Here is a 13,441-nt window from a genome sequence, read left to right on the forward strand (position 1 = left end):
CGCAACGGTTTTCAAGGCAGCATGTCAGGCATCATACGGTAGTAAAGGTTGAAGAGTATCCATAGGGTGCCGCCCACCATGATCGTCAAAATCAGAACGGTGAACAGAATCAATTGAAGATCTTCACGCTTATTGCGAGCCAGCGTGATATGCAGGAAGAAGCGGAAGTGAACGACGACCTGCAAGATTGCGCAGGCGCCAATCACTATATAGATCGTACCCGCCGATAGCGAACCGAACGCCACCAGCCCGAATGGGATCAGCGTCAATATCAGCGCCAGACCGAAGCCCCACAAGTAAGTGCGCTGCTCGGCTCGCTTGGTATGGGCGGTTTCGTCCGCGTCGGAGCGGTGCGTCGAGCGGGATGAGACGGTGTGTTGGTTCATGCGATTCCTCCGAGATAGACGATCGAGAAAATGCCGATCCACACCACATCGAGGAAATGCCAGAGAATGGCTAGCCGCATCAGCCCTGTCTTGGTCGGTGTATCGAGCCCATGGACGGCGATCTGACCGAGTAGCGCGACCAGCCAGATACAGGCGCCGGTTACGTGAAGGCCATGGAGGGGAACCAGCGCGAAGAAGGCAGAAAGAAAACCACTGCGACTGGGAACGCCGCCTTCGCTGAACATCTTGTGAAAGTCATAGAGCTCGTGGGCGATAAAGCCGAGGCCCAGTAATAGTGTCACCACCAACCAGCCGACGAGAACCTTGCGATCGCTACGATATTTCAGGGCTAAGGATGCCATGCCGAACGTGAAGCTACTGATCAACAGCAGCATCGTTTCGATGAAGGCACTCTTCAGTTCGAACAGTTCGTGTGGGCCGGGGCCGCCGGCTGTCCCACCGAGCATGGTAATGTAAGTGGCGAACAGCAGACCGAAGATGATCAGATCGCTCATCATGAAGACCCAGAAGCCGAAGACGAGTTCTTCGCTGGCTTCGTGGGCCTCGCCATGTGCATGACCCAGATTCAGGCCCGGATGTCGGGTCGACGTCGAGTTCATTGGACGGCTCCTTCGACGGGAGAGGCGGGCAGGCCACGGTTGGCTGAAGATTGTTCTTCGGCGCGCGTCACGGGTCGCAGAGAGGCGAGTTCCCGAAGCCAGGTATCGTGCTGGCGGTGAACTTCCGCGGCCGTGATCGTGCGTGTCCGCTGCCGAGTAAAGCCTCTGGCTACCAGTGCCACGAGGGTTGCGCCACCCGCTGCCATCACCAGCCACCACTCGTACCAGGTCAGCCCGAAGGCCATCAGAAACCCTGTCATGCCGATGATCGCGCCCATGGCCGTATTGGCCGGCATCGTGATGTCGGTATAGTCATCCGGGCGCGGATGGGCACCGCCGCCGCTTTCTTTCTGACGCATGTAGGCATCTCGACCGTGAATTTCGGGAATGACGGGAAAGTTGTACTCCGGCGGCGGAGATGACACCGACCACTCCAGACTGCGGCCGTCCCAGGGGTCGCCCCCGGGCACGCGATTGAGCTCCCGGTCCCGCACGCTCACCCAGAGCTGGAGCAGCAAGAACAGCATGGCGACCAGGATGACGATGGCGCCGATGCCGGCAATGAGCGTCCACGGCAGATAGGTCGGTTCGAAAAATGCCGCCGAGCGGCGCGGCATGCCGAGAACGCCCAGCGCGTAGAGCGGAAAGAACGCCATCATGAAGCCCACGATCCAGCAGTACGCCGCCCGTCTGCCCCAGCGCTCCTCGAGCCGAAAGCCGAACGCTTTTGGAAACCACAGATTCGTGCCCGCCAGCATGCCGAACAGCAGGCCAGGGATCAGCATATTGTGGAAATGCGCCACCAGAAATAGCGAGTTATGGATCTGGTAATCGACGCTGGGTACGGCAAGAATGACGCCAGTCAATCCGCCCAGGACGAAAAGCATGATGAAGCCGATCGCATAGATCATGGGAACGGAAAAGCGGATGCGGCCGCGGAACATCGTCAACATCCAGTCGTAGATCTTGACCCCGGTAGGCACGCCGATAAGCATCGTTGCGATGCCGAAGATGGCGTTGATATGTGCGCTCTGTCCCATCGTGAAGAAGTGATGCAGCCAGACCGTGAACGACAGCACGGCGATCGCGAGTGTCGCGATGACCAGCGCCGTATAGCCATAGAGCGTCTTTCCGGAAAAGGTCGAGAAAATCTCGGAGAAGATGCCGAACGCCGGCAGAATCAGTATGTACACTTCGGGGTGGCCAAATGCCCAGAAGAGGTTGATGTAATTCATCATGTTGCCGCCGAGATCGGCGGTGAAGAAATGAAAGTCGAGATACCGGTCGAGCGCGAGCAGTGCAGTGGCGACGGTGAGCGGCGGCATCCCGAAAATCATCAGAATCGAAGTGCAAAGGGCGGTCCAGGTGAAAAGCGGAAGCCGAAACCAGGTCATGCCCGGTGCCCGTTTTTTGTAGATCGTCACTGCGAAATTGATGCCGGTTAGCGTCGAGGAGAGCGTCGAGAGTGTGACCGCCCAGATCCAGTAGTCGACCCCGGCCCCCGGATTGGCGGCACTCTCGGTGAACGAAGGATAACCGCTCCAGCCACCGGTCGAGAACGGTGCCAGAACCAGTGACACCATGACCAGCGCGGCGCCGGCGGCCGTGAGACCCAGGCTGATCGTGTTCATGACGGGAAAAGAGAGGTCCCGAGTCCCGATCTGCAGCGGCATCACGTAGTTGATGATGCCGGTCAAAAACGGCATGGCCATGAAAAAGACCATGATCGTGCCATGGGTCGTGAACAGCTGACCGAAATGCTCTGCTGTCAGAAAGCCGCCGTCCAGGCCTACGGCCTGCTGCAGACGCATGAAGACCGCCTCGATCACGGCGCGGGCCAGCATCACCAGCGCGATGACGATGAACATGATGCCGATCTTCTTGTGATCGGGGCTGGTCAGCCACTCCGACCACAGCCAGCGCCAGCGCTTCGTCCATGTCAGCGCTGCTGCGGCAATCAAACCGCCGAGGATGACCATGGCGCCAGCGCCACTGGCGATGATGGCATTGACGATATTCATGGTCGTGGGATGCTGCAGTGCATCCCAGAAAGGCAGGGCGCTCCAGTCCAAGCGTCCCAACACCCAATGGCTTTCGTGATTCATGGCTGCTTCTCCCCACGGTCGTCGGGTGTTGCGGGGCCTGAAGATACTGGGACCTTCGATGTCAGAGACGACCAGTCCGGCGTTTCATGGTCCGCGATGGCTTGGAAAAGGTCGTGGGGTACGCTGCCGAATCTCAAAGCAGCCGGCTTCGAAACCGCATTTTGTGGCTCGATCTCCTGCGTGAGCTGCGCTGCGGTGCTCTTTTCGTTGAGCGCGTCGAGGACATGGGCATCGAGCGCATTACCTGAACGTCGTGTCCGGTCCGCGAAGCGCTGAAAGGCCTCGTCGTCGACCGCGTGGGTCGCGAATCGTTGGAGATGGAAACCTTTGCCGTTGTACTGCATGTTTTTACCGGGGAATTCACCCTCTTGATCGGCTTCCAGGTGCAGCCGAGTGACCATGCGGTTCATGACGTCGACCTGACTACCGAGCGCCGGAACGAAGAAACCCTGCATGACGCTCGCCGATGTCAGCTGCAGAGAGATCGGCCGGTGGGTCGGAATGACGAGATCGTTGACGGTCGCGACGCCCTGATCCGGGTAGATGAAGAGCCATTTCCAATCGAATCCCACCACCTGTACGCGCAGCGGGGCCTTGTTGCTGTCGATGGGCTTGTAGGGATCGAGGGATACCGTCCCCCTCCAGGCAACGATGGCCAGCGCGATGACAACAAGGAAAGGAACTCCCCAGATGGCCGTATCGGCGATCTTGGAAAATGCCCAATGGGGGCGATATTCGGAGTTCCTCCCGTAGCGATAACGGGCAAGGATCAACGGCGTCAGGACGAGGACGGGTAACACGACGATCAGCGTCAACCCGATGATCATCCAGAACTGCTCACGCTGCGCGGCCGCGATTGGGCCTTGAGGATCGAGAAACGAAATCGGGTGTTCGCTACAACCGCTCAACGCAATGAGTAGTGGCGAAGCGAATAACGGCCAGATACGTGAAGGCTGGCCAGGCCGGTGAGACCTGGGGCGATCGGTGATATAGGACACGGTAACCTCGGTGAAACGTCCATGTTTCAGTAGGCATCGGGTGTCACGATGCCGTTAGCTTGCTTGCGATCCTTACTATAGAAACGATTTCCGAATGTTGCAGTTCGTTCCGATTTTTTTCGGGCCGTGATTGCGCCCATGTCCATGAAATATTCCGATAGTCAGCATTATCCATGACTATCAGAAATCCAATGACATGAGTTATTGACTATCGCTGAAGTCAGGCGGGCCGCGGGTTCGAGATAATCCCGCAGTGAATCAAGGGTTTCTCCTCATCGCTCAAAGGGCGTCAATTGGCCAAAAGTGGTCCCTGGGCTCGTTGGACACGCCCCCCTGTTTCTATCTATACCTTGTGTTGCGCCATTTCGGCTTTGCCAACGCAGTCGTCGAGGGGTTGGCGCATCGAAGGCGATCAAATCGCGAGCCTGACACGGCCTGATCCGACATTCGGCAAGAGTTCGGTCGGGCTCTCGCGATGACCACGCCGAGGGGGATCGCCGCGAGGATACCGAATGCGGCGCTGAATGAGGCGTCGCAATGCAGAACCAGGGAGAGAGCACCGTGACTAGCGACAACCGCAAGCCGACGACGACAGATGCCGGAATTCCGGTTTCCAGTGAAGAGTACTCGCTGTCCGTTGGGCCCAATGGGCCGATCGTGCTGCACGATCACTACCTGATGGAACAGATGGCGGCGTTCAACCGCGAAATGATTCCTGACCGCCAGCCGCACGCCAAAGGGGGCGGGGCCTTTGGTCACTTCGAAGTGACCCATGACGTCAGCCGGTACACCAAGGCGAATTTTCTCCAGCCCGGTAAGAAGACCGAGATGGTCGCGCGATTCTCCACCGTGGCCGGTGAGTCGGGCAGTCCGGATACCTGGCGCGATCCGCGCGGTTTCGCGCTCAAGTTCTACACCGAAGAAGGCAACTTCGACATGGTGGGGAACAATACGCCGGTCTTCTTCGTTCGCGACCCGATGAAATTCCAGCACTTCATCCACTCGCAGAAGCGCCGCGCCGACAACGGCCTGCGCGACCATGACATGCAGTGGGATTTCTGGACGCTGGCGCCTGAATCGGCACATCAGGTCACGTGGCTGATGGGCGATCGCGGTATCCCGGCGACCTGGCGCCACATGAACGGCTATTCGAGTCACACCTACATGTGGGTCAATGCCGAGGGTGAGCGCTTCTGGGTCAAGTATCACTTCAAGACCGATCAGGGCATCAAGTGCATGACGCAAGAGCAGGCTGACGAGATGGCCGGCAGTGATGCCGACTACCATCGTCGGGATCTGTTCGATGCGATCAAGCGCGGCGACTATCCGACCTGGACGCTGCACGTGCAGATCATGCCGTTCGAGGACGCCAAGACCTATCGCATCAACCCGTTCGATCTGACCAAAATCTGGCCGCACAGCGACTATCCGCTGATCGAGGTCGGCAAGATGATGCTGGATCGCAACCCGACCGATTTCCACACCGAAATCGAGCAGGCGGCATTCGAGCCCAACAATGCCGTACCCGGTACCGGTTTCTCGCCCGACAAGATGCTGCTGGCACGCACGATCTCCTATGCCGACGCTCACCGCGCGCGCCTGGGGATCAACTATAAGGATATTCCCGTCAACTCGCCCAAGTGTCCGTTCCACAGCTACAGCAAGGGCGGACGGATGCGTATCACCAACGCGAGCGACCCGGTTTACGCCCCGAACAGCAAGGGCGGTTCCAAGGCCGACCCGGAGCGCTATCCGGAAGATGCGACCTGGCAGGCAGATGGCGAGTTCGTTCGTGCCGCCTACAGCCTGCGTCCGGAAGACGACGACTGGAGCCAAGCCAACGACCTGGTCAACAAGGTGATGGATGACGCTGCGCGAGATCGTCTCGTCAACAACATCGTTGGCCACGTCTCCGGTGGTGTCGAGGAACCGGTGCTCTCGCGAGTCTTCGAATACTGGAAGAATGTCGACGCCACCATCGGCAAGCGTGTCGAGGAGGGCGTGAAAGCCAATCGCGGCAAGTGACGACCTCGTGAATGACTCACGCTGGTAGCAATATCCACTGAGCGATAACGCTAAAAGAACGGCCGCCTTCGAGGCGGCCGTTGTCGTTTCAGGCCAGATTGTTCAGTGGCCGCGCTCCTTGATCTGGTCTTTCAGCTGGTTGGGCACCTGCTTGATGATCAGGCGGTCGCGGTCGTCGTCGTACTCGATGCTGTTGCCGAGCAGATGTGAGTCGAAACTGATCGATACGCCGCTGGTGCGTCCGGTGAAGCGCTTGAACTGCTGGATCGTGCGCTTGTCCGGTGGTATCTCAGGCGAGAGTCCGTAGTCCTGGTTGCGGATATGGTCGTAGAACGCCTTGGGGTTGTCTTCATCGACCAGCTCGGACAAGGCTTCCAGGGTGATCGGCTCGCCGTTCTTGGCCTGGGCATTGGCGTAGTCGATCAGCGTTTCGGTCTTCTCCCGGCTTGCTTCTTCCGGAAGGTCCTCGCTCTCCACATAGTCACTGAACGCTTTCAGTAGGGTCCGGGTTTCGGCGCCAGCGTTGATCCCTTCCTGACAGCCGAGCCACTCACGAAAGCCTTCGACCAGCTTCTTGTTGCCGCGATCCTGAACGTAGGTGATGTATTGGCGCGACTGACCTCGCTGCCATTGTGTCAGATCGATGCGTGCGGCCAGCATCAACTGGCCGAGATTGAGCTGGCGCACCGGCACGATCTCGAGCGCGTCATCGAATCCGAAACCGTCGCGCTGGTGAAACATCACCAGCGTCAGGTATTCCGCCTCGCCCTGGCGATAGTGTACGAACCACCAGTGGCCACCGACGGAAAGGTGAGCGTCGATCAATGGCAGCAAACGTTCTGCCGCCTGGCGGGTGAAGTCGCTGAAGTTGGATTCGCCACGACGATAACGATCGAGTTTATCGGCAAAGCGCGACTCGCCCGCAGTCCCGGAACCCTCGTTCTCTTCGCTGTCGGGGCTCTCTTCGCTGCTTCCCTCCTCGGCGTCCCCCTCACTCTCGATAGGTTCCGCACTGTCAACGTTTTCGGTGCCACTCACAAAGTGGCCCCATGCCTTGGGTTTGCCATGGAAGCTGGTGTGGAAGTTGGCCAGCAACGCTTCGGCAGCCTCGTTGCCCGTTGTGGCTTCACCGTGGATTAGCGTGGCGGGCTGCTCGTCGCCCTGTTTGTCGATGCGGTGCGCGCAGGCTTGCAAGATCGGCATGGCTCAACTCGGAGATTGGGGGAAACAGGCTCGGCGGCGTTTGCTGGCGTCCACCGAGGGGCCGGGGCTTCGGGGGAGACATTGGAGCTTCAGGGGCGTAGCCGAAAGCCCGTCCTGAAGATCCAGCTGACGACCGCGAGGCTGACTGCGAGAAACACCGCGACCATCAGCAAACTGGCAATGACGCTCACATCGCTGATGCCGAAGAAGCTCCAGCGAAAGCCGCTGACCAGATAGACCACAGGATTCGCCAGCGTGACGGCTTGCCAGAAGGGCGGCAGCATGTCGATCGAGTAGAAGCTTCCACCGAGAAAGGTCAGTGGGGTGATCACCAGCAGCGGCACCAGCTGCAGCTTTTCGAAGCCGTCTGCCCAGATACCGATGATGAAGCCGAGCAGACTGAAAGTGACGGCGGTCAGCACCAGGAACAGGACCATCATGAAGGGATGCTGAATATGCAGATCGACGAAGAAAGTCGAGGTACCCAGGATGATCAATCCCAGGATGATCGACTTCGAAGCGGCCGCGCCGACATAGCCCAGCACGATTTCCAGATATGAGATCGGTGCCGACATGACTTCGTAGATCGTGCCGGTGAACTTGGGGAAGAAAATGCCGAACGACGCGTTGGAGACGCTCTGGGTCAGCAGCATCAGCATGATCAGGCCGGGAACGATGAAGGCGCCATAGCTGACGCCTTCGACCTCCTGAATGCGCGAGCCGATGGCGGCGCCAAAGACGACGAAGTAGAGCGACGTCGACAGGACAGGCGAGACCAGGCTCTGCAGCAGCGTGCGCCCGGCGCGAGCCATTTCGAATTGATAGATGGAAGTGACGGCGCGAAGGTTCATTGGCGCTCTCTGACCAGGTTGACGAAAATATCCTCGAGCGAACTCTGCTCGGTGTGAAGATCCTTGAAGCGGATCCCCGCGTCCTCGATATCGTTGAGCAGCTTGCTGATGCTGACGTGTTCGCCACTGTCGGTGGCGGGTTCGGAGGCGGCATCGTAGGTATAGATCAGCACGCTGCCATCTTCCGCGAGCGTCAATGGATAGTGGGAGAGTGCCGGTGGCACGCTGGCCAGCGGTTTCTGCAGATGAAGCGTGAGCTGCTTGCGACCGAGCTGACGCATCAGTTCTCTTTTCTCCTTGACCAGTACGATCTCACCGCGGTTGATGACGCCGATGCGGTCGGCCATCTCTTCCGCCTCCTCGATGTAGTGCGTGGTCAAGATGATCGTCACGCCGCTGGCGCGAAGTTCACGCACGACCTCCCACATGTCGCGACGCAGTTCGACGTCCACGCCGGCCGTCGGCTCGTCGAGAAACAGAATCTGCGGCTCGTGAGCCAGCGCCTTGGCAATCAATACGCGCCTTTTCATGCCGCCGGAGAGTTGGATCAGCTTGTTCGAGCGTTTTTCCCACAGGGAGAGAGACTTGAGTACTCGCTCTATATGGCTGTTATCCGGCCGCTTGCCGAATAGGCCGCGGCTGAAACGTACCGTGTTCCAGACCGTTTCGAAGGCGTCACTGGTCAACTCCTGCGGGACGAGACCGATCTTGGCGCGCGCGGCGCGATAGTCGGTGACGTTGTCGTGGCCGTCGACGAGCACCTTGCCGGCGGTGGCGTTGACCAGCCCACAGATGATGCTGATCAGCGTCGTCTTGCCGGCGCCGTTGGGCCCGAGCAGGGCGAAGATTTCGCCGCGTCGGATGTCCAGGTCGATCCGCTTCAAGGCCTCGAAGCCGGAGTCGTAGCGTTTGGCGAGAGCGGAAACGGCGATGACCGGCGACGGTTCTGTGCCCTGCGCGGTTTGGCTCGCCGACGATGGTGATATTGCGGGCGTCTGTTGACTCATGAAGGCTTACGTCGTGACGGCATGGGGCGCTCATTGTAGGGGAAAACGACCGGTGGCTGGACCCTCGCGGCCATCACGGCGCCCCGATAGCGGTGAGGATGCCCAATCTCGTCTATAAAGAGAGAGCAGTGGAACGCAACAAACGTTGATGAATAACTCAAAGTGCGAGCGCCAGCCAGCCGCGCTCGCCGGGCAAGGAGGCGATCATGCCACGCTCATTTCTGACCACTCTCGGTTCTCTCTCTCGGGCTTCTCTTTCTCGCCATGCCCTCGCTCGCACCGGTGCCTTGGCGCTGATAGCCATCCTCGGCGCGACGGCGCTATCTGCATGCACCACGACGAGCTCCTCGGATCGCAACGATCGCTACGTGCAGCGCGAGCAACTGCATGACGACGTCGAACAGACGCTCGAGCGTCTCTATCGCGCGGTGCCGGCCTCGCGCTCGCTGGCCGATCAGGCCGAGGGCGTACTGGTCTTTCCGGGCGTTCTGGGCGCGAGTTTCATCGTCGGCGCCAGTCATGGTGATGGCGAACTGCTGATGGATGGCACCCGCTCGGGTTACTACACCACGACCAGCGGCTCGATCGGCTTTCAGGCTGGCGCGCAGTCCCAGGCGGTCGTCTATCTCCTGATGACCGAAAAGGCGTTGAACCGCGTGCGCAGCGACAATGGCTGGTCCATTGGTGCAAGCGCCGGCTTCGCGGTGGCCGATATCGGTGCCAACGGCCAGATCACCAACGATACCGCCAACAAGGAAGTCGTTGCCTTCGTGATGAACAATCAGGGCATCCAGGGTGGCGTCTCGCTGAATGGTGCGAAGATCTCGAAAGTCGAGCCGTAATCACGCAAATCTGCCACGCAAGAAACGCGAAAAGCCCACCATCAGGTGGGCTTTTCGCTATCCGGTCCGGTATCGCCAACCGACGTGGCTCAAGGCACCGGGTCAAGCCGTCTCGGGTAGCTCGGCGTTGTGATAGACGTTCTGCACGTCGTCGAGTTCGTTGAGCATGTCGATGAACTTCTCGAACTGGGCTACGTCGTCACCCTCCAGCGGGGTCGTCGTCTGCGGCAGAAACTGGATCTCGTCGGCCTCGAAGTCGAGTTCGCCGAATGCATCGATCAGCGCCTGCTTGGCCTTGGCGTATTCGGTATGGGGCGCGAAGACCGTGATGCGACCTTCTTCGCTCTCGATGTCGGTCACGTCGACATCGGCCTCCATCAGCGCCTCGAGTACCGCTTCCTCATCTTCACCGGCGAAGGCGAAGATGGCGCAGTGATCGAACATGTGACTGACCGTGCCCTGGGTGCCGATCTTCGACTTGTTCTTGGTGAAGCAGCCACGAACATCACCGAAGGTGCGGTTCGGGTTGTCGGTCAGGCACTCGACGATGACCATGCAGTTGCCCGGGCCGAAACCCTCGTAGCGGGCGGGGGAAAAGTCTTCACCGCCGCTGCCGGATGCCTTGTCGAGCGCCTTGTCGATGACGTGCGTGGGAACCTGATCCTTCTTCGCCTTCTCGATCAGGCCGCGCAGCGTGAGATTGCCGTTGGGGTCGGTGCCGCCGGATTTGGCACAGACGTATATTTCACGGCCGTACTTGCTGTAGACCTTGGTCTTGGCGGCGGCCGTCTTGGCCATGGATTCCTTGCGGTTCTGGAAGGCCCTACCCATTGTCATACCCTATGCGGTTGTCTACGACGGCGGCGATTTTACTCAAGATTGCGGCGATGTTGCAGGTTTATTTGCCTATCCGTCGGTCCGGATGACGACACCGGTCGCGTCAATGCCGTTGCGCTCTGCTATTCTGCCGCGCCGTTGAGACGGATGCCCGAGTAGTGGCAATGTCGTCAATCGCAACCTTTTCATCACTGTTTCCCGCTGGAGAGCCCCTGACGTGTCCGAGTCCCCCGAATCGCTGGCTTTCACTTCGCTGGCATTGAAGGCGCCACTGCTCGAAGGCCTTGCGGCGCTCGACTACCGCGAGATGACGCCGATACAGGCCGCCACGCTGCCGTCGATTCTCGACGGTAGCGATCTGATCGGCCAGGGCAAGACAGGCTCCGGCAAGACGGCTGCGTTCGGGCTGGGCGTGCTCTCCGCCCTGGATGTTGCGAGTTTTGATGTTCAGGGGCTGGTGCTCTGTCCGACGCGCGAGCTGGCCGATCAGGTCGCCGAGGAGCTTCGTCGCTTGGCGCGGCGTCTGCCCAACGTCAAGATTCTCTCGCTGTGCGGTGGGGCGCCGATCGGGCCCCAGCTGAATTCGCTGGCGCACGGCGCCCACGTCGTTGTCGGTACGCCCGGTCGCATCGAGGATCATCTGCGCAAGGGTGCGCTCGATCTCTCCCGGCTGCGGGCGCTCGTGCTCGATGAAGCCGATCGAATGCTGGAAATGGGGTTCAAGGAGACTCTCGAGGCTATCGTTGCCGCCACGCCCGCCTCGCGGCAAACGTTGCTGTTCAGCGCCACCTACGGAGAGGCGGTCAAACCGGTTGCCGAACGAATGCTCAAGACGCCCCGGATCGTCGAGGTCGAGTCGACGCATGACGATCAGAGTATTCGGCAGTCTTTCCACGGCGTTGCCGATGAGGCGTCCCGGCTCCCGGCGCTGTGTCGACTGCTGTTGCATCATCGGCCGGCGTCGAGCGTCGTGTTCTGCAATACGCGCAAGGAGACGCAGACCGTTGCCGAGGGACTGGACGCGGCCGGCTTCAGCGCCAGCCCACTGCACGGCGATCTTGACCAGCGTGAGCGCGATCAGACGCTGATCCGTTTTGCCAACGGCAGTCTATCGATTCTGGTTGCGACCGATGTGGCGGCCCGCGGGCTGGATATCGATGCGCTCGACGCGGTGTTCAACTATCAGATCGCGCGTGAACTCGAGGTTCATGTGCATCGAGTCGGCCGCACGGGGCGGGCCGGTGCCAAAGGGCTGGCGTGCACGCTGGTCGGAGAGCGAGAGACCTATCGATTGGAGAAACTGGCTGCCTATCTCGAGCGGCCGCTGACGCTCTCGCCGCTGCCCGCCGAGCCGAAGATGTCGCAGCCCTTCACGCCCGCGATGGCGACGATCCAGATCGATGCCGGCAAGAAGCAGAAGATTCGCCCCGGCGATATTCTGGGGGCGTTGACGCAGGGCGATGAGGCGCTTGTCGGTGGGCAGGTCGGCAAGATCAAGGTGCTCGACCGGGCGAGCTACGTGGCGGTCGAGCGCACGGCGGTCAAGTCGGCGCTGCAGACACTCGCCAACGGTAAATTGAAGGGACGTAGCTGCCGCGCGCGGCGGATCGGACGCTGAGGGTTACGAGGACACGTGAGGATAGCGAAGGCATGAAGGTACCCAAGCGATTGCAGCCGTTGGTAGAGGATGGCTTGATCGACGAAGTCGTCTCTCAACTGATGAGCGGCAAGGAAGCGCAGGTGTTCGTGGTTCGCTGCGGCGATGAGCTGCGCTGCGCCAAGGTTTTCAAGGAAGCCAGACAGCGCAGCTTCAAACAGGCAGTGACCTACCAGGAAGGGCGAAAGGTGCGCAATTCGCGCCGGGCGAGGGCGATGTCGAAGAAGACGCGCTATGGCCAGCGCGAGCAGGAATCCGCCTGGCTCAACGCCGAAGTCGACGCGCTCTATCGACTGGCGGACGCCGACGTGCGCGTGCCAACGCCACATGGTTTCGTCGATGGCGTACTGCTGATGGAGCGTATCGCCGATGGTGAGGGCGATGTCGCACCGCGTCTGGACGATGTCGAGTTGCCGGCCGAGGTGGCGAGGGATTACCACCTGCGGCTGATCGATGAGGTGGTCAAGATGCTTTGCGCCGGGTTGATCCACGGCGATCTGTCGGAGTTCAACATTCTCGTCGGTGGCGATGGACCGGTGATCATCGATCTGCCGCAAGCGGTGGATGCTGCTGGCAACAACAATGCGCCGTGGATGCTCGTGCGCGACGTTGACAATCTGAAACGCTACTTCGGTCGATTCGCGCCTGAACTGCTCGAAACCGATTACGGCAAGGAGATCTGGGCACACTATGAGGCTGGAACGTTGCACCCCGGCATGCCGCTGACTGGACGCTATGCGCCGAGCATGCTGTCGGTCGATGTCGATGACATCATGCGGGTCATCGACGACGCGCGCGATGAGGCCGAGGCGCGCGCCGAGCGCCAGCGGGAAGACGATGACGGCGACTGGTGATCGGCCCTGCCAGGGCAGCGGCTCGAGCTGCTAGCCTGAGTGAACCGTCTACACTG

General features: G+C 60.1%; 12 protein-coding genes. 4 read left to right on the top strand and 8 right to left on the bottom strand.

The annotated features are described in order from the left end of the window. Positions 1-11: 11 nt before the first annotated feature. The 4 genes from cyoD to IE125_RS10140 are packed head-to-tail and all read right to left on the bottom strand — an operon-like array spanning position 12 to position 4,109. Positions 12-386 (bottom strand): cytochrome o ubiquinol oxidase subunit IV, encoded by a 375-nt coding sequence (gene cyoD / locus IE125_RS10125; RefSeq protein WP_189444541.1) that lies wholly within the window; start codon positions 384-386, stop codon positions 12-14. Beyond that, on the bottom strand, positions 383-1,006 hold the full coding sequence (locus IE125_RS10130; RefSeq protein ID WP_189444542.1) for a cytochrome c oxidase subunit 3: 624 nt from the start codon (positions 1,004-1,006) through the stop codon (positions 383-385). The genes cyoD and IE125_RS10130 overlap by 4 nt, the downstream gene beginning before the upstream one ends. After that, complete coding sequence (locus tag IE125_RS10135; protein ID WP_189444543.1) at positions 1,003-3,111, bottom strand: cbb3-type cytochrome c oxidase subunit I; 2,109 nt, start codon at positions 3,109-3,111, stop codon at positions 1,003-1,005. The genes IE125_RS10130 and IE125_RS10135 overlap by 4 nt, the downstream gene beginning before the upstream one ends. Then, entirely contained in the window at positions 3,108-4,109 is a 1,002-nt protein-coding gene (locus IE125_RS10140; RefSeq protein ID WP_189444544.1) for a cytochrome c oxidase subunit II, read from the bottom strand. Before IE125_RS10140 ends, IE125_RS10135 begins: the two co-directional genes overlap by 4 nt. A gap of 561 nt (positions 4,110-4,670) precedes the next feature. Between IE125_RS10140 and IE125_RS10145 the strand changes: the two genes are divergently transcribed. After that, entirely contained in the window at positions 4,671-6,134 is a 1,464-nt protein-coding gene (locus tag IE125_RS10145; RefSeq protein WP_189444545.1) for a catalase, read from the top strand. 102 nt (positions 6,135-6,236) lie between these two features. Here the strand turns inward: IE125_RS10145 and IE125_RS10150 are convergent, their stop codons facing one another. From IE125_RS10150 to IE125_RS10160, 3 genes are all read right to left on the bottom strand, one after another. After that, positions 6,237-7,337 carry a nucleoid-associated protein gene (locus IE125_RS10150; RefSeq protein WP_189444546.1) on the bottom strand — a complete coding sequence of 367 codons (1,101 nt, stop codon included), beginning with the start codon at positions 7,335-7,337 and terminating at the stop codon, positions 6,237-6,239. An 89-nt stretch (positions 7,338-7,426) separates the two neighbouring features. Then, a complete protein-coding gene (locus IE125_RS10155; protein ID WP_189444547.1) occupies positions 7,427-8,188 on the bottom strand; it encodes an ABC transporter permease in 762 nt (253 codons plus the stop codon). Beyond that, positions 8,185-9,195 carry an ABC transporter ATP-binding protein gene (locus tag IE125_RS10160; protein ID WP_189444548.1) on the bottom strand — a complete coding sequence of 337 codons (1,011 nt, stop codon included), beginning with the start codon at positions 9,193-9,195 and terminating at the stop codon, positions 8,185-8,187. The genes IE125_RS10155 and IE125_RS10160 overlap by 4 nt, the downstream gene beginning before the upstream one ends. Before the next feature lie 206 nt (positions 9,196-9,401). On the opposite strand from IE125_RS10160, the gene IE125_RS10165 reads away from it, so the two are divergent. After that, positions 9,402-10,037, top strand: coding sequence for a BPSL1445 family SYLF domain-containing lipoprotein (locus IE125_RS10165; protein WP_189444549.1), 636 nt, complete (start codon positions 9,402-9,404; stop codon positions 10,035-10,037). A 102-nt stretch (positions 10,038-10,139) separates the two neighbouring features. Here the strand turns inward: IE125_RS10165 and IE125_RS10170 are convergent, their stop codons facing one another. Beyond that, positions 10,140-10,868 (bottom strand): YebC/PmpR family DNA-binding transcriptional regulator, encoded by a 729-nt coding sequence (locus IE125_RS10170; RefSeq protein WP_189444550.1) that lies wholly within the window; start codon positions 10,866-10,868, stop codon positions 10,140-10,142. 223 nt (positions 10,869-11,091) lie between these two features. On the opposite strand from IE125_RS10170, the gene dbpA reads away from it, so the two are divergent. Both dbpA and IE125_RS10180 read left to right on the top strand, forming a co-directional pair. Next, entirely contained in the window at positions 11,092-12,492 is a 1,401-nt protein-coding gene (gene dbpA, locus IE125_RS10175; protein ID WP_189444551.1) for an ATP-dependent RNA helicase DbpA, read from the top strand. A 32-nt stretch (positions 12,493-12,524) separates the two neighbouring features. Then, positions 12,525-13,385: a PA4780 family RIO1-like protein kinase gene (locus IE125_RS10180; RefSeq protein WP_189444552.1), complete on the top strand. Its 861-nt coding sequence runs from the start codon at positions 12,525-12,527 to the stop codon at positions 13,383-13,385. Positions 13,386-13,441: the final 56 nt, after the last annotated feature.

Origin of the sequence: Salinicola rhizosphaerae (genome assembly GCF_014652715.1) — a bacterium.
Taxonomy (GTDB): domain Bacteria; phylum Pseudomonadota; class Gammaproteobacteria; order Pseudomonadales; family Halomonadaceae; genus Salinicola; species Salinicola rhizosphaerae.